The 20,510-nt window shown below is 64.4% G+C and carries 20 protein-coding genes and 1 pseudogene; 10 read left to right on the top strand and 11 right to left on the bottom strand.

The window, feature by feature from the left end; genetic code table 11:
- Both VFH65_RS10385 and VFH65_RS10390 read right to left on the bottom strand, forming a co-directional pair.
- Positions 1–557, bottom strand: a 557-nt coding sequence (locus tag VFH65_RS10385; protein WP_353321216.1) for a peptidoglycan endopeptidase, incomplete at its 3' end; no start/stop codon positions are given.
- 361 nt (positions 558–918) lie between these two features.
- A complete protein-coding gene (locus tag VFH65_RS10390; protein WP_353321218.1) occupies positions 919–2,055 on the bottom strand; it encodes an alkaline phosphatase family protein in 1,137 nt (378 codons plus the stop codon).
- Between the two features lie 99 nt (positions 2,056–2,154).
- Here VFH65_RS10390 and VFH65_RS10395 point away from each other — a divergent pair, with 99 nt between their 5' ends.
- The gene (locus tag VFH65_RS10395; protein WP_353321246.1) at positions 2,155–2,931 is read left to right on the top strand and encodes an ArsR/SmtB family transcription factor; all 777 of its coding nucleotides are present in this window, start codon (positions 2,155–2,157) and stop codon (positions 2,929–2,931) included.
- A 52-nt stretch (positions 2,932–2,983) separates the two neighbouring features.
- Positions 2,984–3,742 carry a DUF899 domain-containing protein gene (locus VFH65_RS10400; RefSeq protein ID WP_353321219.1) on the top strand — a complete coding sequence of 253 codons (759 nt, stop codon included), beginning with the start codon at positions 2,984–2,986 and terminating at the stop codon, positions 3,740–3,742.
- Between the two features lie 178 nt (positions 3,743–3,920).
- On the opposite strand, the gene VFH65_RS10405 is transcribed toward VFH65_RS10400, so the two are convergent.
- The 3 genes from VFH65_RS10405 to VFH65_RS10415 all read right to left on the bottom strand — a co-directional run bounded on the left by VFH65_RS10405 (position 3,921) and on the right by VFH65_RS10415 (position 5,761).
- Positions 3,921–4,571 (bottom strand): MBL fold metallo-hydrolase, encoded by a 651-nt coding sequence (locus tag VFH65_RS10405; protein WP_353321220.1) that lies wholly within the window; start codon positions 4,569–4,571, stop codon positions 3,921–3,923.
- A gap of 33 nt (positions 4,572–4,604) precedes the next feature.
- Positions 4,605–5,285, bottom strand: a complete 681-nt coding sequence (locus VFH65_RS10410; RefSeq protein WP_353321222.1) for an alpha/beta hydrolase family protein — start codon at positions 5,283–5,285, stop codon at positions 4,605–4,607.
- A 299-nt stretch (positions 5,286–5,584) separates the two neighbouring features.
- Positions 5,585–5,761 carry a hypothetical protein gene (locus VFH65_RS10415; protein WP_353321223.1) on the bottom strand — a complete coding sequence of 59 codons (177 nt, stop codon included), beginning with the start codon at positions 5,759–5,761 and terminating at the stop codon, positions 5,585–5,587.
- Between the two features lie 183 nt (positions 5,762–5,944).
- On the opposite strand from VFH65_RS10415, the gene VFH65_RS10420 reads away from it, so the two are divergent.
- A complete protein-coding gene (locus VFH65_RS10420; RefSeq protein ID WP_353321225.1) occupies positions 5,945–6,487 on the top strand; it encodes a hypothetical protein in 543 nt (180 codons plus the stop codon).
- 18 nt (positions 6,488–6,505) lie between these two features.
- On the opposite strand, the gene VFH65_RS10425 is transcribed toward VFH65_RS10420, so the two are convergent.
- Positions 6,506–7,261 (bottom strand): glutamine amidotransferase, encoded by a 756-nt coding sequence (locus VFH65_RS10425; protein ID WP_353321227.1) that lies wholly within the window; start codon positions 7,259–7,261, stop codon positions 6,506–6,508.
- A 278-nt stretch (positions 7,262–7,539) separates the two neighbouring features.
- Between VFH65_RS10425 and VFH65_RS10430 the strand changes: the two genes are divergently transcribed.
- From VFH65_RS10430 to VFH65_RS10440, 3 genes are all read left to right on the top strand, one after another.
- Entirely contained in the window at positions 7,540–8,781 is a 1,242-nt protein-coding gene (locus VFH65_RS10430; protein ID WP_353321229.1) for an acyltransferase family protein, read from the top strand.
- An 81-nt stretch (positions 8,782–8,862) separates the two neighbouring features.
- On the top strand, positions 8,863–9,555 hold the full coding sequence (locus VFH65_RS10435) for an Rv0518 family GDSL lipase (RefSeq protein WP_353321230.1): 693 nt from the start codon (positions 8,863–8,865) through the stop codon (positions 9,553–9,555).
- A gap of 29 nt (positions 9,556–9,584) precedes the next feature.
- On the top strand, positions 9,585–11,228 hold the full coding sequence (locus tag VFH65_RS10440) for an NAD-dependent malic enzyme (RefSeq protein ID WP_353321232.1): 1,644 nt from the start codon (positions 9,585–9,587) through the stop codon (positions 11,226–11,228).
- A 69-nt stretch (positions 11,229–11,297) separates the two neighbouring features.
- Here VFH65_RS10440 and katG read toward each other — a convergent pair whose 3' ends face one another.
- Complete coding sequence (gene katG / locus VFH65_RS10445; protein ID WP_353321234.1) at positions 11,298–13,529, bottom strand: catalase/peroxidase HPI; 2,232 nt, start codon at positions 13,527–13,529, stop codon at positions 11,298–11,300.
- A gap of 33 nt (positions 13,530–13,562) precedes the next feature.
- Entirely contained in the window at positions 13,563–14,006 is a 444-nt protein-coding gene (locus tag VFH65_RS10450; RefSeq protein ID WP_353321235.1) for a Fur family transcriptional regulator, read from the bottom strand.
- A gap of 168 nt (positions 14,007–14,174) precedes the next feature.
- On the opposite strand from VFH65_RS10450, the gene VFH65_RS10455 reads away from it, so the two are divergent.
- From VFH65_RS10455 to VFH65_RS10470, 4 genes are all read left to right on the top strand, one after another.
- Positions 14,175–14,618: a hypothetical protein gene (locus VFH65_RS10455; RefSeq protein WP_353321236.1), complete on the top strand. Its 444-nt coding sequence runs from the start codon at positions 14,175–14,177 to the stop codon at positions 14,616–14,618.
- Between the two features lie 54 nt (positions 14,619–14,672).
- Positions 14,673–15,524, top strand: coding sequence for a hypothetical protein (locus VFH65_RS10460; RefSeq protein WP_353321237.1), 852 nt, complete (start codon positions 14,673–14,675; stop codon positions 15,522–15,524).
- Between the two features lie 61 nt (positions 15,525–15,585).
- Positions 15,586–16,944, top strand: a complete 1,359-nt coding sequence (locus tag VFH65_RS10465) for a sensor histidine kinase (protein ID WP_353321238.1) — start codon at positions 15,586–15,588, stop codon at positions 16,942–16,944.
- Positions 16,945–17,118: 174 nt separating this feature from the next.
- Positions 17,119–17,961 (top strand): DUF6221 family protein, encoded by an 843-nt coding sequence (locus tag VFH65_RS10470; RefSeq protein ID WP_353321247.1) that lies wholly within the window; start codon positions 17,119–17,121, stop codon positions 17,959–17,961.
- A gap of 185 nt (positions 17,962–18,146) precedes the next feature.
- On the opposite strand, the gene VFH65_RS10475 is transcribed toward VFH65_RS10470, so the two are convergent.
- The 3 genes and pseudogenes from VFH65_RS10475 to VFH65_RS10485 form a co-directional block, all read right to left on the bottom strand.
- Positions 18,147–18,824, bottom strand: coding sequence for an MFS transporter (locus VFH65_RS10475; RefSeq protein WP_353321240.1), 678 nt, complete (start codon positions 18,822–18,824; stop codon positions 18,147–18,149).
- On the bottom strand, positions 18,790–19,374 hold the full coding sequence (locus tag VFH65_RS10480) for an MFS transporter (protein ID WP_353321242.1): 585 nt from the start codon (positions 19,372–19,374) through the stop codon (positions 18,790–18,792). Before VFH65_RS10480 ends, VFH65_RS10475 begins: the two co-directional genes overlap by 35 nt.
- A 159-nt stretch (positions 19,375–19,533) precedes the next feature.
- Positions 19,534–20,510 (bottom strand): annotated as a pseudogene (locus VFH65_RS10485) (glycosyltransferase); the annotation flags it as partial.

Raw genomic sequence — 20,510 nt, forward strand, 5'->3', positions numbered from 1 at the left:
GGAGGGGGCGGAGCCAACGGATCCACCGGCGGAGGCGGCGGAGCCAACGGATCCACCGGCGGAGGCGGCGGAGCCAACGGATCCACCGGCGGAGGCGGCGGAGCCAACGGATCCACCGGCGCAGACAGCTGTCCCGCCATCATCACAACCGGCGCTGGTGGAGCATCGGGCGCCATCGGCTGGTCCGCCGGCATAGGAAGGAACATGTGATGCGTGAATTGCTTCTGATAGGCGCCGCCACCGCCGACCTTCACCCCGCCGCCTTCGCCGGATGACACCGGAGTGCCGTCAGGCAGTGTGGCGGCGGTATGACCGCCGTTCCAGCCGACGTTGAGGGCACCGGGCTGGGTCCCGTACTGGAAACCGCGGGCGCGCAGTGCCTGCTCGATATTGCCTGTGTTGAACCGATCCCCGTAGATGGGCCGACCAGTTGCCGCATTAGTGACAAATGAGACCAGACCCGAGCAGTCTGTCCCGCGGGGAGAATCCCCGCCGGAGATGTATGGCGTGCCCGAGATCGAGTTCACGAGCGTCAACAGCGTTACGGTAGCGAACATGCGGCCGGACGTTAACAGAGGTTGCGAAGGGCCCTCAAAATCTGTGACGGCCACCACTATCCGCGGCAACAATCGGCTGGTTCACTGAATTTTGTTGGGCCGCGAAGCGATTCAGCACCGCTAAGCTGGGGCTTTGCGGTACTTGCATAATCACGAAAACCGTTCGGAGACAGCAACTGAGCGCTCGGACGCCAACTATTGTGCCGAAAAGTGAGATGGCCGTCACAGTTTGATGCCATTCTCGCGCTGCAAATCTCGCTAACTTTCATCGTTGTTGCCGCCTGAGGTGAGTTATTGCCAAGCGGCACACGATCAAACTGCAGCTGAGCGTTGAAACCTCTTGCTACAAGCCATATTTCAGTCAGCTGAGGGCCAGCAAGAGCGGGACTCGCTGCTCAGCGTTTGTCAGCGAACCGTGCTGCCCAATCAGTGATGACAACAGCGGTTCCACCGTTCGCCGGATGAGACCAGCGGACGAGCGTGCCGCCGCGACGACATCTCCGATACGAAACCGCACGTCATCACCGATCCGGTCGCCGAACCAGCCCGCCGAGATCGCTTCGTCGCGCGATACCACCCACGCCCGGTGCCCCAGCGTCTCCCGCCACGCTGCGAGCACCGAATCTGCGGCGCCGTCGGCAACGTAGATATGCCGGGCGCGCGGCTCGCCGCCGATGGCGTCGACGCCGTCCATAAGAGGCGCGCAGGCGTCGATATCCACCACCTCTGAGGCGCTCATCGTGACCATTCCGTGGTCGGCCACCACGGCGAGCAGTCCGCCGGGCGGCAATTCCTCCACGATGGATTCCACGAGCCGGTCGACCTGACGCAGCTGCATCCGCCACGCCGTCGAACCAGGACCGTAAACGTGCCCGAGCAGATCGAGTTCCGAGTGATAGCCATAGCAGAATCCGCCGTCGGCAAGCGCGGACTGCACGCAGGCCGCGAGATCCCCGAGAGCCTGCACGCCGACATAGCGGCCGCCACGCAGCACGGCGCGGGTGAGCCCGGACCCATTGAACTGGGCGCCGGATATCACGCTGACCGCGATTCCGGAGCTCGCGGCGCGCTCGAACGTCGTCGGCATCGGTTGCACCTGTTCCGGAGGGAGCGCCTCACGCAGGTCGCGGCCCCACGGGTGCGGGCGCCAACCGAGCGCGTTGACCACTTCGGCACCGGGCAGCCGGAAGGAAAGCCCCACCATTCCGTGCTCGCCGCTCCGGCAGCCGGTGCCCACCGCGGCCAGTCCGGCCACCGTTGTGGAGGGGAATCCGACCTGCAGGGTCCGGCCCCGCAGCCCGGCTAGCACCGGGGCGTCGGCGGCATAGGTATCCAGCAGTTCGGCGCCGAGTCCGTCAATAAGAAGGACGCACGCCCCAGCGATCTCCCCGGGCAGTGGAATGACACTGTCGAAGCCCTTGACTCCCATGGCGGAAAGCACCGACGGCACAACGTCTGCCAAGTGCGGAATTCCCGGATCCGGCTGCGGCAGGTCCACGCAGGTAAGCCTGCCACACTGGCATCGATTGACATGCAGCTGATCGGCTGCATATAGTCGGACGTGCAGCCAAACGGCTGCATGAAGTGGATGGAAGAGATGGACGAGGTCTTCAAGGCGCTGGCGGATCCGAGCCGGCGTCTGCTTCTGGACAGCCTCAACGTGCGCAATGGCCAGAACCTGCAGGAGTTGTGCGCCGAGCTGTCGATGGCACGCCAGTCGGTCAGCAAGCACCTGGCCGTGCTCGAGGCTGCCAACCTCGTCACCACCGTGTGGCGGGGGAGAGAAAAGCTGCACTACCTCAATGCCGAGCCGATCAACGCCATCGCCGATCGCTGGATCAATCAATACGACCGTGCGCGGGTGCAGACACTCGCCGACTTGAAAACCGCATTGGAGACAGAATCAATGAGCAGCAGCACCGAATTCGTCTACACCACCTACATTCGGACCACGCCGGAGAAGCTGTGGCAGGCAATCACCGATCCTGTGTTCTCCCACCGCTACATGGGCCACGCGATGGTGTCCGATTGGACGAAGGGCTCTACGTATGCGTGGGAAGATCATGGGCTGAAAATCGAGCACCCCGAACAGGTCATCCTCGAGTCTGACCCCTACCGCCGGCTGGCATTCACCTTCCACACATTCGTTCCCGAACTAGCCACCGCCGTCGAACAACTCGACGAGAAAACCGTCGCAACGTGCGCAGCTGAGAAGCGGTCAAAGGTGTCGTTCGATATTGAGCCGGAAGGCGATCAGGTCAAGCTGACCGTCATCCACGGCGACTTCGAGCCCGATAGCACGGTGCGCGGGCTGATTTCGGGCGGCTGGCCATGGAAGCTCTCGAACCTCAAGACGGCGCTCGAACAAGCCTGACGGTGACCGTAGAGGCGATGGGCAATAGGAAGGTGCAAGGGAGACAAGAACGATGAAGACACCACCGGTCGTGTCTGCACAGGAGTGGCAGGCGGCCCTGCAGAAGATGCTCGTCAAGGAGAAGGAGGTGATGCATGCCAGGGACGCGTTGGCCGCACAGCGCCGTCGGATGCCATGGCATGCGGTGGAGAAGAAGTACATGTTCGACGGGCCCGGCGGCAAGGCGAGCCTGCTCGATCTCTTTGACGGTCGTCGTCAGCTGATCGTGTACCGCGCGTTCGTCGAACCCGGTACCGGCGACTGGCCCGAGCACGGGTGTGTCGGTTGTTCTCTGATGGCCGACCACGTTCCCAACCTTGCCCATCTGAACGCCAGGGACACGACGTTCGTGTACGCCTCGCTTGCGTCGCAGGCTGACCTCGATCGGATGAAGGCTCGGATGGGTTGGCAGCAGATCCCGTGGTACACCATCCTGCCGTCGGAGAACGGTGCCTTCCACAAAGACTTCGGCGTCGAAAAGTGGCATGGCACCAACGCATTCATCCGCGACGGCGACGACCGGATCTTCCGCACCTACTTCATCAACGGCCGCGGCGATGAGGTGTTTGTCAACACCTGGAGCCTGCTCGACATGACCGCGCTCGGTCGCCAGGAAGAGTGGGAGGACTCGCCGGACGGCTACCCACAGACGCCGCCCTACGAGTGGTGGGCCTGGCACGACGCCTACGCGGAACATGTCCCGTCACGGTGGTTCGGCGAACCAGATCCGAACGACCCCACGGACCAACGGCCGCCGCGCGAGCACGCCTAGTGTCGTGAGAATTTTCAGCGGCGAACTCCATACTCGCCTTGCCAGCCTCGTAGCGACAATGTCGTTAGATACATTGTCTGCCTGCTAATTTGAGCGACATTGTCGCGCAGAGGTTGACACTTCGCATAGTGGTGCTGGCAGCCACCGCCAACTGCAGCCGAATCAACGAATAACGACACTAGTTCGGCACGCTCGCCAAGGCCTGGTCGATGATCTCCGCCCAACGACGGTCATCGACCGCTTCGACAGCCGTGTTTCCGCCGAACGCGCTCGAGATGACGATGTCGGGCTGCAAGGTGCTCAGCAGCTTCACGCTGGCCGTCAGTTGTGTGGCATCACCACGGCCGGGAACCAAGAAGGTCGCCCATGTGCCGTCACCGGCGGGAAAAATCGTGTCGCCAGTGAACACGTACTTGGTTCCGTCGGTCCCCGTCACGAGGTAGCAGCTACTCCCAGCTGAATGCCCCGGTGTGGGAATCACTTCCACGTCGTTGGCGTCGACGTACCTGCGGCTCTCCACTGGCGTATCGACGTGCGCGTGCTTCTCGATGACTTCTAGTTCTGCTGCGGGGGCGTGTAACCGGGAACCGAAGCGATCGGCGACCCTGGCCAAGTGGGGGCCCGCCTCGTCGAGATGCGAAAGATACTGTGCGGCAACCCCACCGAGTTCGTCGATGGCGTCGAAGTCGGCATCGGTGGCGGGGCTGTAGAACAGCACGTTGCCCCGCGGCCGCCGCCACAGATACGCGTGCGTGGTCAATCCTGGCAGGGGAGAGTCCATGCGGGTCTGAAAGAGATCGTCATTGATCTGTGTGATGGTCTCGGACATGCGTGAAGTCTGCTACCTCAACAAAACTTGAGGTCAAGTCCTACGAATGCACACGGCAGCGATCCGGACGGCCACGTCGGCAGCGACGGCCAGAGTGTCAGGATCGTCGGCCGGCGAATACCTGTCGGCGACAGGGTCATAGACAGCGCCCGCGATGGACCCGTGATCGGCGGCCAGCTCGACAAGCTCCACCGGCCACTCGTTGCGCTCAAGCGTCGAGGCGAACGCCCGGCTCTGCGAAACGGGAACAACATCGTCGGATACGCCGTGAAGCAGTGTGAATGGCGGACAGCCATTTTCCCGAGGCAACTCCGAAGGAAGATGCCGACCGGAAATGGGATCTGGCGCCATGAACGCGCCTGCCAGGCAAACGGTATGGGCCAGGCCGACGTTGAGCCGCGACGCGTGGATCGTGAGTCCGGCGGCCGCCACACCGCCCAGCGACCAGCCGACAAGCACCAGACCCCCACGGTCGCCGCCACGATCACGGGCAAATTGCACCGACTGCAGCAGATCCGCGCGCCCGCCGTCATCGGCGTGCGAGTTCCAGTCCGGCACCACCACAGCGACGCCATGACCGGATACCAGCTCAGCCAGCGGCCGGACCGCGGCGCTTGCATCGGCCTGCTTGCCGTGCCAGATCAGCACCGTTGGTTGCGAAGGATCGCCGAAGACGGCGGCAGACCGACCGGCGGCATACTCAACGGTTTCCATCACGAAAGCCCCGGATTCCCGCCAAAGGCCACCAGTAAACGCCCACCAAGGGAGCGCTTGTACCATCGCCACATGTCGGGGGAGAAGGACGCCTCTGGACGGTTCGATTACCTTTTCGAGCCGCTGGACGGCGAGGTGGCAACCACCGATGATGATGCCCCAGGGTCGACGGATGTTGAGCCGCGACGATCTAGCACCCCGGCGATGCCGATCGGCATCGTGGCGGTCATCGCCGCGACCGTCGCGGTCGCGGCAGCGGCCCTACTTCTGCTCTTCCTCAACCGGGCGAAGCCAGCAGATCAAGTTGACCCTTCGGTCAGGCCTTCATCACCGTCGCCGATCGCGCCGATCGCGACAACCGAACCGACCGTCGAGCCACCGCCGCCCGAGATGACTGCTTCGGCCGTTGAAACGCCCGAGACGACTGCGATCTTCGAGCCGCCGTTCCAACCGCAGCCGGTACCGACGTCGGCCATCACTCCAACTATGCCCGCCGCACGACCGCCGACTGTCCGTGCGCCGATCAGCGTTGAACCGCAACCACATCCACCGTTTCCGAACCAGCAACCGTCTGGAGACGATAACCAACCGGGCGGGCTCCTGCCCGGAGGCGGACTGCCAGGCCCGCTCTAGATGCGGTCAAGCGATACCCTGCCGAGGTGGGTATCGACACCAGCCTCCGAATTCTGCGACTGCGCGCCCTCATCGACCATCCCCGCACCGGCGACAGCGAACGGGCGGCGGCGCAGCGAATGCTCGACCGGATCCTGACGACGTCGGCGGCTGGAGTTTCGTCAGACACGCGCAGTTACGGTGCGCGATATGACCGCATCGGCAAGCACGCGGGCCTGGCAACCATTGCGGAGATGATCCGCGCCGATGTCGAGCTCATCCGAATGCTTGCCTCGACGCCGGCGGCCGCAGGAGGACTCGCCCTGAAGGACCCCATCGGAGACGCTCCTGCCGAGATCGACTTCGCCGTCGACACGCCGCACGATCTCAGCGTCGCCGTCACCATCAACCGGGTTCCCCGCGAGTGGGGATGGGTGAGCGAGGACGGGATCGTGAGCGCCAGCCCTGCGTTACGGGCACTCGCCGACGCGCTGGCCGAGCTGATGAACAGCTACAACCACGATGGGCAGGACGTCGGCGCCCGGTTCTTCGGCACTGTTCGTGCCGGTGGCGAGACCCTGGTCTGGTAAGCGCTCATTCCAGCAGGGTCATGATCGTCGCGCGTACCGCTCGACGAACCTCCGCAGAATAGTCGGCGGGTGTTCGATGTTGCGTTGTCGCGCAGCATTTTTCAGCGTCTCAGCGGACTCGGGCGCGAAGTAGCCATAGTCCTTGTACACATCGATTCGCGTGCAGATGCCATCAACATCCAGCTCAGGATGGAACTGTGTGGCGTAGGTGTTTTCACCGACTCGGAAGGCCTGGACCGGGCAGTCCGGCGATGACGCAAGGGTGACAACCCCGGCGGGAAGCGCCGTGGCGGCCTCCTTATGTCCGCCGTATGCGTCGAAGACGTCGGGCAAATCTGCAAACAGTGAATCCTCGCGACCCGCGGATGTGAGGCTGATCGTGACGGCACCAACGGGCTCGGGGTACGTGCGGTCGACGGTGGCGCCGACTACCGCGCCGAGCGTGCCAACGCCGTAGCAGCATCCGAGAAACGGAAAATCTTCACCGGCGACGCGACCTATCAACTCCAGAAGTTCGGATTCGACGCGTCGCTGCGTCGCGGACTTCTCCGAGACTGGGTCGCTGACGTTGTACGGACCACCACCCAGAATGATCCCGGACCACTCGGTGAGATCGATTGGCCCCAAGCGCCTGTGGGTCAAGCGGATGCGGTGCATTCCATCCTCGTCAAGGCCGGCAAAGCGCATCATCGCCCGATATTCGTCGTCAGCTGCTGCGTCCTCGGCGCGGATGGAGAGCAGCAGGAATGGTGCGTGGTCGACGTTTGGTGGCATGCCGTTTCGTTCCTGACGGGGCAAGGGTGCGCCAAATCTATCCACAGTTTTGCCCAGCAGTCGATAGGCAACCGGCACCCGCGCCGCGCGTCGTTTGCCAATGGTGCCAACACATCGCCGCTTGGAATCAACACAGCGTTGCGGACGCGCATTCGGGTGATCGCGCTGTTAGTCTGCGATGGCTGCCGGTTGCCAGGACGCGTGAATGCGGACCGCCCGGCCGGTTGACGTAAGTGTGATGTGAACGAAACAGCAAGAGTCCATACGAAAAGAGCGTTGTGCGCGGCGTAGAGATCAAGGCCCTGACGGGACTTCGCCTCATCGCCGCCTTCTGGGTGGTGCTGTTCCACTTCCGGCCGCTGCTGCGGGAAGCGGCGCCCGATTTCAGCGATGCGCTGGCGCCGGTGCTCAACTGCGGGGCACAGGGCGTCGACCTGTTCTTCATTCTCAGCGGTTTCGTATTGACCTGGAACTACCTCGACAGGATGGGACCGTCGTTCTCGGCGCGCGCGACGTTGCACTTCCTCTGGCTGCGCCTCGCCAGAGTCTGGCCGGTCTATCTGGTCACCTTGCATCTGGCCGCCCTGTGGATAATTTTCACGCTCTACGTCGGCCACGTGCCGTCCCTGGCTGTCGACCAGCTCAACGCGGTCAGCTACGTGCGCCAGCTTCTGCTGGTCCAGCTGTGGTTCCAGCCGTACTTCGACGGGTCGAGCTGGGACGGACCGGCGTGGTCGATCAGTGCCGAGTGGCTGGCCTACCTGCTCTTCGCACCGCTCGTGCTGGTGATCTTTCGGATTTCGCATGCGACAAGGGCGCGCAGCCTGACGTGGCTGGCGGTGGCCGCCTCGCTACCGCCGGTGTTGTTGCTGCTGTCGAGCGGTCAGTTCTACACGCCGTGGAGCTGGCTGCCACGCATCGTCATGCAGTTCACCGCTGGAGCGCTGGTCGCTGCCGCCGTCGGCAGGCTGCGGCCGACCGATCGCGCTCGCCGCTGGGCCGGATACGTTTCCGTGCTTCTGATCGGTGCGATCGTCGGTTTGATGTACGTCCTCCATGCGCATCCACTGCCTGATGTCTACGACAGCGGCGGCTTGGTCGACGTGCTGTTCGTCCCGCTGGTGATGACCTTGGCGATTGGCGTCGGCAGCCTGCCACGCTTGCTGTCCACCCGGGTGATGATTTTCGGCGGCCAGGTCTCGTTCTGCCTGTACATGGTGCACGAGTTGGTGCACACGGCATGGGTGTGGGCCGCCGAGCAATTCCAGCTCACGCTGGCGGGCTCCTGGGGCAAGTTGCTAGTCGCCGGTCTGCTTGCGTTTGCCTTCGGCGCGGCAATTTTGCTCTTTCATTTCGTTGAGGAGCCGGCCCGGCGGTGGATGCGCGCCATGATGTACGCCAGGGAAGCGATCGACCCACGCAGCCGCAGGGCCAACGCGGCGGTGAACGGCAAGCTTCATCCGATCGACGGTGCGCTGGAAGACACCGGATCCAAGGCGATGTCGGCGCGCGCCGGGTGATGTCTGAGTTTCCGTCGGGCACCTCATAAACTGTCCGTAATCGCGGTGCGGGACACGCGATTCCGTTGACAGGAGGTCGCAGTGGCTCGTCCGGCCGCGTTCGTCGTCGTGCTCGCTCTCCTGGTGAGCGGGTTCGGCCACCTCCATCGAGTCGCGCCCGGCTACGAGTTGCAGGGCCGGGAGTCCCCGGTCAACCACGTCGCGGTGATCGGCGACTCGTACACGACCGGCACCAACGAGGGCGGTCAGGGCCCCAAGACGTGGACCGCTCTGGCATGGCAGACGCTCGCGCGCCAAGGCCTGGAGGTCACAGCCGATGTGGCGTCGGAGGGCCGGGCAGGGTATGGCGTGCGCGGCGACCACGGCAGCGTTTTCGCCGATCTGACCCTGCGTGCGGTCAAGCCCGAAGACGCGTTGGTGGTGTTCTTCGGTTCGCGTAATGACCAAGGCGCCGATCCCGAGTTACTGGGCGGGATGGCAGGCGACGCTTTTGACCTCGCACGCCGAGCCGCACCGGCCGCGACGCTTCTGGTCATCGGACCGCCGTGGCCAACCGCCGACGTCCCAGAGTCGGTACTGCGGATTCGCGACATCCTGCGGCTGCGGGCCAGGGCAGCGGGAGCGGTGTTCGTGGACCCCCTCGCGGAACGGTGGTTCGTCGGCAGACCCGACCTGATCGGCGCGGACGGCGTGCACCCCAACGATGCGGGACACGCGTACATGGCCGACAAGATTGCACCATTGATCCGCGCGCAGCTGCCCAGGCGGGCCTAATAGGGTGGGGCCGATGAGAAGGGCTTTCGATGTCTGAGAAGAAGGGCCAAGCCCTGCTGTTCGACGCACTGGCCACCAAGGGCACCGCTTTCACCCACGCCGAACGCATCGAGCTCGGACTGCTGGGTCTGCTGCCGACGGCCGAGAAATCCCTCGCCCAGCAAGTCGAGCACAGCTGGGGCGAATTCTGCACTCGCCGTGAGGGTCTCGACAAACACATCTACCTGCGCGCGTTGCAGGACCGCAACGAAACCCTGTTTTACCGTCTCCTTCGCGACCACATCGTCGAAACGATGCCGATCGTGTACACCCCGACGGTCGGCGAGGCCTGCCAGCGGTTCAGCGAGATCTACCGACGGCCGCGCGGGCTCTTCGTGTCCTATCCGGATCGCGACCGGCTGCGCGAGGTGCTGCGCAACCGCCCCCAACGCGAGATCGACGTCATCGTGGTGACGGACGGGCAGCGCATCCTGGGCCTGGGTGATCAGGGCATCGGCGGCATGGGTATCCCGATCGCCAAGCTCTCGCTGTACACGCTGATCGGCGGCATCCACCCGGCCCGCACCCTGCCCATCGTGCTCGATGTGGGTACCGACAACGTCGAGCTTCTCGAAGACCCGCAGTACCTTGGCTGGCGGCACCGGCGTATCGACGATGACGAGTACTACGCGTTCATCGACGAATTCGTCGCCGCCGTCTGCGACGAACTCCCCGACGTGTTGCTCCAATGGGAGGACTTCGCCACCGCGCATGCGCTGCCGATACTCGACCGTTATCGCGACAAGCTGCTCACGTTCAACGACGACATCCAGGGCACCGCGGCCGTCGCACTCGGGGCGCTGCACGGCGCGGCGAAAGTCGCAGGCCGCCCGCTGTCGCAACAGCAGGTCGTGATGCTCGGTGCGGGCTCGGCAGGCATCGGTGTCCTCGACATGGTGCACCGCGAGATGGTGGCCCAAGGACTGTCCGCACAAGAGGCGGCATCGCGGATCTGGGTCGTCGACATTCAGGGACTGCTCACCGATGACCGCACCGACCTGTCGGCGGGGCAGCGGAACTTCGCCCAGCCTGCGGGCCGTGTGGCGGACTGGGGCCTGTCGGGGCCGGCTCAGCTGGCGGACGTCGTGCACCACGTTGACGTCGGTGTCCTGCTTGGGCTGTCCACCGCGGCCGGCGCATTCACCGAGGAGATCGTGCGCGAGCTCGCGGCCAAGACCGAGCGGCCCATCATCTTCCCGCTGTCCAATCCGACCAGCCGGGCAGAGGCACATCCCTCCGAATTGGACGAATGGACCGATGGGCGTGCGTTGATCGCCACCGGCTCACCGTTCGCGCCGTTGCATCGCGACGGGGTGGAGCGGCCAATCGCCCAGTGCAACAACGTCTATATCTTCCCTGCGATGGGCCTCGCGGTCACGGCGGCGCAGGCTACCCGGGTCACCGATGCGATGATGAGCGCCGCCGCCGCGACGCTGGGGGACACCTCGCCTGCGCTGGTCGATCCGAGTCAGCCGCTGCTGCCGGCATGGACGGATGTTCCCGATGTCGCCGTCCGAATCGCCCACGCAGTGGCTGTGCAAGCCGTCGCGGACGGCGTGGCTCCGAAACGCAGCGCCGAAGAACTGACCGAGCGGATCGCACAGGTGCGTTGGCTACCCGAATATCCGCAGTAGCAACATAATTGAGCACAACACCCCGCGAGTTCGTTCAACGCGCGGGGTGCTGCACTCCAATGCTGTCGATCAGGCCAGATCGAACCGATCGTTGTTCATGACCTTGACCCACGCCGCGACGAAGTCGTTCACGAACTTCTCCTTCGCGTCGTCAGTGGCGTAGACCTCGGCAAGAGACCGCAGGATCGAGTTCGAACCGAACACGAGATCGGCTCCGGTGGCGGTCCACTTGGGCGCACCCGACACACGATCCGTCCCCTCGTAGACGTTCTCCGCCGACTGCGACACCTTCCACTCCGTGGCCATATCGAGCAGGTTCACGAAGAAGTCGTTGGTCAACGTCCCCGGCCGGTCGGTGAACACACCGTGTTTGGTCTGGCCGTAGTTGGTGCCAAGAGCGCGCAGGCCGCCGACGAGAACCGTCATCTCGGGTGCGGTCAGGTTCAACATGTAGGCCCGGTCCACCAGCAGGTGCTCCGCCGGCGTCTTCATCCCGGCGCGCTGGTAGTTGCGGAAGCCGTCGGCTTGCGGCTCGAGCACCGCGAACGACTCCACATCGGTCTGCTCCTGCGAGGCGTCCGTGCGCCCCGGTGCGAATGGCACCGTGACGTCGAAGCCGGCGTCCTTGGCCGCCTTTTCGACTGCCGCGGAACCGCCGAGGACGATCAGGTCGGCGAGCGAAACCTTCTTCCCGCCGGTCGCCGAGCCGTTGAAGTCCTGCTGCACCTTCTCCAAGGCCTGCAGCACCTTGGCAAGCTCGGCGGGCTGGTTGGCTTCCCAATCCTTCTGCGGCGCAAGGCGAATTCGCGCGCCGTTGGCACCGCCACGCTTGTCGGTGCCGCGGAAGGTGGCCGCCGACGCCCAGGCGGTGGACGTCAGCTGGGATACCGACAGGCCGGACTCGAGGATCTTGGCCTTGAGGGCCGCGATGTCCTGCTCGCCGATCAACTCGTGATCGACTGCGGGGACGGGGTCCTGCCACAGCTGCGGCTCGGGAACCCATGGGCCGAGGTAACTCGAAACGGGTCCCATGTCACGGTGCAACAGTTTGTACCACGCCTTGGCGAACGCCTCGGACAGCTCTTCGGGGTGATCCAGCCAACGCCGGGTGATGTCGGCATAGATGGGGCTTTCCCGCATCGAGACGTCCGTGACCAGCATTGTCGGCGCCCGCCCCGGCCCGCCGAACGGGTCGGGAATGGTGCCCGCGCCCGCGCCGTCCTTCGCGGTGAACTGCCAGGCACCCGCCGGGCTCTTCGTCAGCTCCCACTCGTAGCCGTACAGGGTCTCCAGGAAGCTGTTGTCCCATTTGGTCGGGGTGGGCGTCCAGACCACCTCGAGGCCGCTGGTGATCGCGTCCTTGCCAACGCCGGTGCCAAACGAGTTCTGCCAACCCAGACCCTGGAACTGCAGCGGGCAGCCCTCGGGTTCGGGACCGATACCGTCGTCCGGGCCCGCGCCGTGGGTCTTGCCGAAGGTGTGGCCACCGACGATCAGCGCGGCCGTCTCCTCGTCGTTCATCGCCATCCGGCCGAAGGTCTCCCGGATGTCGATGGCGGCAGCAATCGGATCCGGCTTACCTTCCGGGCCTTCCGGGTTCACGTAGATCAGCCCCATGGTGGTCGCGCCATACGGGTTCGCGAGCTCCCGTTCGCCGGAGTACCGCTTTTCGGTACCCAACCAGGTGTCCTCTTCACCGAACAGGATCTCCTCGGGCTCCCAGATATCCGCGCGGCCGAACGCGAAGCCGAAGGTCGGCAGGCCCATGTGCTCGATGGCGCAGTTGCCGGCAAAGACCAGCAGGTCGGCCCAGGAGACCTTGCGGCCGTACTTCTGCTTGATCGGCCAGAGCAAGCGGCGCGCCTTGTCCAGGCTGGCGTTGTCGGGCCAGCTGTTCAGCGGGGCGAAGCGCTGGGCGCCCTCGCCGCCACCACCCCGGCCGTCGTGAATGCGGTAGGTGCCGGCGGCGTGCCAGCTCATCCGGATGAACAGCGGGCCGTAGTGGCCGTAGTCAGCCGGCCACCAGTCCTGCGAGTTCGTCATCAGCTCGAACATGTCCTGCTTGAGCGCCTCGACGTCGAGCTTCTTAAACTCTTCGGCGTAGTCGAAGTCGTCGCCCATCGGGTTGGCCTGCGGCGCATGCTTTTTCAGAACCGTCAGGTCCACCTGATCTGGCCACCAGTCCCTGTTCGTCATGGGCCGATGGGCTTTGGGAGTGGGCGACGGGATTGCCGGGTTTTCGCTTTCGCTCTTGCTCTGAGTCGGTTCCTCAGGGGTGGGCGGGCGGCTATCGGATGTCACAACATTCCTTCCGGTGGGTGAATTGGGCTGTGATCACGGTTGTGATCGGGAAGCTTCTGTTGTCGCGCAGTCGGCGCATATGCCCCAGTAGATGACCTCGGCCTCGTCGATGGCGAAGCCGTTGTCGTCGGACGCGGTCAGGCAGGGAGCCTCGCCGACCGCGCAGTCGACGTCTGCGATGACACCACAGGACCGGCAGACGACGTGGTGATGGTTGTCGCCGATTCGCGACTCGTACCTGGCCACGGATCCCGAGGGCTGAATCCGTCGCACCAGGCCCACCGCGGTCAAGGCGTTGAGCACGTCGTACACCGCCTGCCGAGACACGTCCGGCAGTCCGGCCCGCACGGCGCCGAAGATCGTCTCCGTATCGGCGTGCGGATGCTCGTGCACGGCCTCCATTACCGCGACACGAGGGCGGGTCACGCGTAGCTCAGCCGCACGCAGCTGTTCCGCGTAATCCGACGTTGAGGACACGCAGACACTATGGCCCCTTTTCTGGAATCAGTCAAGACTTGGTACACCTTCTTTGAAAATCGCGGCCACACAACGGTTTACCTGGCAATGAAACCCTGACAATCAACCGTTTACATCGGTCGCAATCAGTACTACGCTTCGTAGTAGTCGTGGAACGGAGCAACGAAAATGCCGAACGACCCGGACTCAGCGACATCACGCCGCTTCCTCAAGGTGGCCGCGATAGCGTTCGCCGGCGCATTCGGGCTGCACGGCCTCGACCACTTGCTGCGCGGAATGACGGCGTCCCCGATGCCGGTCATGGTCGGTGGCTTCATCCAGGGGATATTCGTCGTGATCGCCCTGGTGCTGATCCTGCGCGAGCATCCGCTTGCTCGACCCGCCGCCATTGTCGTGGGCTTCGGCAGCGCCACCCTTTTTGTGTACGCGCATCTACTGCCAACCTTCTTGGACGGCTATCAAGACAGCTTCGTCTCAGGACCGCGGTTCAACGTGACCTGGTATTCGTGGTTCACGGCAGTGGCCGAGATCGGGACGGGGCTGATTCTGGGCTACGTCGGTATGCGATCGTCGCGGGCACGGTTGCCGGAGCCTGAAAGTCGGCTCGCGTAATCGCGGGCGATCGGTCAAGCCTGGCCACCACGTCGATCGCGTTAGCATTGCCAAGTGACCGAGAGCAGAGCTCGTCGGGATTTGGACTTCGATTACTTGTTGGACGACCCCGACGGCAACGACGGATGGTTTGGGCAGGCGCTGCCCGCCGATACCACCGTGCTGCATCAGGTCGACGAGCTTGAGCTCGATGATTCGCAGGAAACCCGAGAGGACGACTCGGACCCCGACACCGACCGCTGGTACGTACCGCCCCCGGTGCAGCCCGCTGAGCCTGCCCCACCTGCGGCCGGTGCGGTGATTTCGCCTGCACCCGATGACCTGCGCCGCGACGACGCCCTAGGCGACGGCTGGAACGACCCCCGCGAAAGCCGGTTCGACGCCCTATACGCGCCGCGAAACGGCAGCAACGGCTCACCTCGCATCGGCGAGTGGAGCTTCACTGTGTCCAGGCCGGAGCCCTGGTACCGAAACAAGAATGTGAAGACCGGACTCATCGCCGTCGCGGTCGCCGCCGTCGCGGTACCGCTCGTGCTGCTTGCCGTGCGCAGCTTCGCGGCCGGCGACGAGGATGCGACGACGGTGCCTTCGCAGGCGCCCACCAGCGCCCAGCCTGCGCCGACCAGCGCCGCACCGGCGCTGTCTACGGCAAGGCCTGCACCACCGGCACCGCCGCCGCCACCACCTCCGCCACCTCCGCCGGCGGATGCGGACCCCGCACCGGTCATCACCCGGGAGTACCAGCCACGTCAGTCATCGCCGGAGCAGTCGGACAAACCGGAGATCGGGGTGACTCGCACGCCTGTCACCCGGGCGCCGATCAGTGCGAAGCCGCCGCCACCTCCACCGCCGGGAAGAAACTCCTCCACGCCAGGTGACTCCCCCGGGGGCGGCTGGGGCTGGTGATTGATCTGCCGCTTGCCCGTTTCGCGTCACGCAGCGTGGGCGTCATGCCGCGAGTTCGATAGTGGCGCTCAACGACCTTCTGTACCGGCTGGTGCGGCTGCCGTTGCGTCTGCTGTCGCTGCGCACGATCGTTATCGTTTCCGCGCTATCGGTGGTCATTCTTGTTGTCACCCTGGGCATCTGGGTGTGGGTGGGCATCACCAACGACCAATACAGTCAGCTCGACCGGCGGCTGGACTCGGTCAGCAGCCTCGGCGATTTCAGCTCGTTGCTCAACAGCCCGCTGCAGACCAACACAGACCAGCCCGTAGCGGAAGGCGGCCTGGTGCGCACGGCGCGCGTCGGCGGCACTACCGTCTCGGTGCCAAGCGACATCGTGTTGCCTCAGTTGGACAGCGGGTACGCCGACACCACAATCGACGGTGTCGAGTATCGAGTCCGCACCTTTTCCGCAGGCCCCGCCTCGCTGGCGCTCGGTGCACCGTTGGCCGAAACGCAGAGTCGTATTGATGCGCTGCACCGACGCGTGTTGTTGATCTGCGGCGGCGTGATCGGCGGCACGGTCCTTGTCGGCTGGGTGATCTCGTTGATCATGGTCAACCCGTTCCGGTTGTTGGCCCACCAGGCGCGTGCCATCAACGCCCAATCCAAACCCGACGACGTCAAGGTCCGCGGGGTGTGGGAGGCGATGGAGATCGCCGAAGCAGTCGAAGGGATGCTTGCCCGCATCGGCACTGAGCAACAACGAACCAAGGCGGCGTTGGAGTCGGCTCGCGACTTCGCGGCGGTCGCTTCTCATGAATTGCGCACACCGCTGACGGCGATGCGCACCAACTTGGAGGTGCTATCCACCCTCGAGATGCCTGCTGAGCAGCGCAAGGAATTGGTGGGCGATCTGATGCGCACGCAGACCCGGATCGAGGCGACGCTGACGGCGCTCGAGCGGCTCGCGCAGGGTCAGCTGACGACGGCCGACGATTTCGTCCCGGTCGACATCACGGAGCTGCTGGACCGCGCCGCCCACGACGCGATGCGCAGCTACCCCAACTTGACCGTGTCTTTATCGCCGTCGCCGACGGTTCTGATGGTGGGCCAACCTGCGGGACTGCGGCTGGTGATCGACAACGCCATCGCCAATGCCATCAAGCATGGCGCCGCTACCGAAATCCGGCTCAGTGCAGTCAGTTCCGCCGCGGGGGTAGAGATCACCGTCGATGACAACGGCACCGGCGTGCCCGAGGAAGAACGCGCCGAGGTGTTCGAGCGATTCTCGCGCGGGTCGACAGCATCGCGCTCGGGCTCGGGCCTGGGATTGGCGTTGGTAGCCCAACAGGCCGAGTTACACGGCGGCACAGCGTCACTCGAAGCGAGCCCACTGGGTGGTGCGCGACTGGTGCTGCGCCTTCCCGCACCGCAATAGGGTCGTTGACATGGGCTGGGTTGACCGGCGCGGCGAGTCTCCGTGGAATTGCAGACCGCCCCGCACATCAGGGTCGGCGCCATGGTGCCGGTGCACGTTGATCCCCAGGACGGCGCGAAGGTTCTGGTGGTCAGCGATGCGCTGTAGTCGAGCATGAGCACGCAGTTGTATCTGGTGACCGGCGCTGGCGGCGGCACCGGGGGCGTGAGCCGACTGGTTATCGAGCAGCTGCGAGCCCGCGGTGAACGCGTACGCGCATTGGTTCACCGCGACGATGACCGTGCCAACCCGCTGCGGGAACTCGGCGCTGAAGTCGTGGTCGGCGACCTAACCGACCCGCAGAATGTCGTCGACGCGATAACCGGCGCCGATCGCATGTTCTTCAGCATGAGCGTCTCTCCAGACTATTTGCAGGCGACGACGATCGTGGCGGCAGCGGCTTTGGAATACGGCCGCCTAGAGGCGCTCGTGAACATGTCACAGACCTCCGATGGTTCTAAGTGTCAAGTGAGTGGTCCGTCCGGGTCAACGGACCGAGCGAAATGGACGCGGAACCGTTCAGCGCCGAGGTATTTCTCACCCGGCGGCGTGACGGCGAACTCGTTTGCTGCGAGAGGTGGTGCCCGCCGAGATCGGCTTCGGCGACGATCGCTGGCAGTGCCGATTGCACTGGCCCAGAAGCGCGTGTCGAATCTAGAGAATTGGGAGGTGTCGGTTCCTGTCTGCGCCATGACCGGTTGGCACAATGGCGGGATGAACGTCGTGCGTTTCGTTCTTGCTCGGATAGCCGAAGATGAGCGGGGAGAACTGAGTTCAATGCGTCGGGGTGCAACGCCGTCGCGTGGTCTGCGCGAGGCGGTGTTCAAGCGTCGACTCGTCGATGACGCGCTACGGAGCGCCGCGTGGAACTTCGCGCGGGGTGAAGATGACGACCTCCATGTGAAGCAGCCTGTTCTCGGGCAGTTGGCAATGGTCTACGCCGATCATCCTGATTTCGATGCTCGTTGGACCAGGTGATGCTGAGTAGCGGGACGCCCGTGACCACGGTTGGCTTTTGGTAGCCACCGCGTCTCGATCCGGCCAACGCGTCAGCCGCACGGATCGCGCTGCAGTTTGTCGCCGGGAATCGCAGCCCAGTCTCGTTTCCAAAGATTCGGGATCGATCAGTTCCTGTCTCACACAACGCTGCCAGGGTGCACGGGTCACGCTCTGCTGGTTGTTTCTCGGAGCGGCGATGATGCTGCGGTGACCGCGGCGGCCGCGAAAGCGACGATCACGCCGATGAGCGTGGGACGCTCTCCGATCAGCCCGACTGAGAGGCCGCCGACGAGGGCTCCCAGTGCAGCCATCGTGCGGTTGACCGAGCGTCGGGTTGCGTTCACACGGCCTAGCAGCTCGTCCGGGGTCAGCTCCTGCCAGTAGCCCATATCGTTGGAGTTCTCCACGCCGGCGGCGAGTCCCTGCAGGGCCAGCGCGACGAACAGGAGAGCATCGCCGACAACGGTTGGAGGGGCGATGGTCACAAGCAGCCATGAGATCGGGAACGCCACACGCGCAAGGATGATGACTCGTCCCGACCCGATTCGTTCACCACACCAGGGCGCGATCGAGGCGCCGACCAGGCTGGCGATACCAAAGACCGTCACCAGCATCCCGAACGTGAAGGCGGTGAATCCGAGCGTCCGCAAAGCAAGAAGCGAAAGCGCTGTCATCGCAGCGCCATTGGCCAGGAACCAGATGTGCGTCGATACCGCCAACGGGCCTAGCGTGCGATGGCGATACGTCCACTTCAGGCCGTCGCGGATCTCCCTGCGAAGGTTGCGCGCGCGGGAGTCATCTCGGGGCTCATCGACCCCGGACGCTCGCGTTGAGCGCTGCATCGATGAGGTAGCTGATCGCGTCGATGACGATCGCCACGGGGGCTCCGAACAACCCAACGAGTCCACCGCCAATAGCTGGTCCGAGCGTCTGGGCGGCTGCGTCAGCCTGGTCGAGGCGCGCGTTGGCCCAGACCAGTCGCGCTCGGGGTACCAGGCGGGGAAGTAGTGATTGGGTGGCGGCGAATCCGAAGACGGAGAATGCGCCGAACGACAGCAGACCGATGACCAGCATCCAGATCTGCAGTTCCCCGACGAGCCACAGGACGGTAATCGCACCCAGGGAGAGCGCACGTCCGACGCTGGACCACACCAGCACGGGCTTGCGTCGCCACCGATCGGTGTACACGCCAGCGATGAGCCCGAGCACCGCATAGGGCACGAATTGAGCAGCGTTCACGACGCCGACCTCAAACGGTGTGGCACCAAGTAACTGGACCACCAGTACAGGCATCGCAACGGCCGTCACCGCCGAACCAAACGAACTGATCGCGGCAGCCGACCAATAGCGAAGGAACGAAGAGCGAGGGGCTGAAGCGAAAGCGTCCCCCATCAACTCACTCTCTCACGCGCTTCAGTCGATCGAGAAGAACCAGCGGCGATGGCCCACCCAAGGCCCCGCGCTCGCTCACACCCGCAAAGCTGTCTCGTTTTAGAGAATGTGGACGGCTCAGTTCTTGTCTCGCATGGTGGATGAGCGGTCAATGGTCGATTATCTGTGGGCTGGTTCGACCAATTCGTCGAAGACGGCACTCTTCCAGGTGGCCGAATTAGACAGCTGTGCGTGCGCGCCGCGGTAGACGTTGCGCACGCGGTTGAACTTGCGCAGCAGCAGGGCTTGTCGCTTCAAGGATTCGCGCAACAACGCGAACATCTTGTCGCGATCACGCTGGCGGTACACGACGCCGCGACCGTCGGCCGTGGTGACGGTGACGCCGTCGACCCGCGACAGCGAGAACCACCGGGCGTCCTGCGTGGCGACGTTGATCTGCGGCCGGACGTGGTGCTGCGGATCGTGGGCCTTGAGTTGGTGAATCACGCCGCGCGACAAGCGGATCGCGATCGCCACCGGACTGACGGGAATCTGGACCTTCCTGCGCCACCGCTTGTCCGACGGGGTCGGCAGCGAAGTCGCGCTCGGCAACACCACCGCGTCGGGGAACTCGGAGCGCATCTTGCGCACCGCGGGCAGCGCGGACTCCAGGATGGAGAAGATGTGGTCGGGACCGGCAAGGAAGTCGTCCATCGCCTTGTTCTGAATGGCCACCGTCGAATACTCAAGGCACAGAAGGTGCTTGATGGTGGCCTTGAGGTGACTGGCGACCAGGCCCACGACGCTGCCATCCCAGTGCATGGCGGCCACCACCAACCGGTTGCGCAGGTGGAAGTACGCCTGCCAGTCGATGGCGTCGTCCTTGTCGCTCCACGCCATGTGCCAGATGGCCGCACCCGGCAGCGTCACCGTCGGATAGCCCTGTTTGCCTGCCCGCAGGCCATACTCGACGTCGTCCCACTTGATGAACAGGGGCAGCGGCTGACCGAGTTCCTCGGCCACCGACCGCGGGATCATGCACATCCACCAACCGTTGAAGTCGACGTCGACGCGACGGTGCAGCAGCCGGCTGCGGTACTCCGTGTCATCGTTGAGCCGGAACTTCGCGAAGTCGTGATCGTATTCGGTGTTCGCCG

The organism is Mycobacterium sp. (genome assembly GCF_035697385.1).
In the GTDB taxonomy this organism is placed as follows: domain Bacteria; phylum Actinomycetota; class Actinomycetes; order Mycobacteriales; family Mycobacteriaceae; genus Mycobacterium.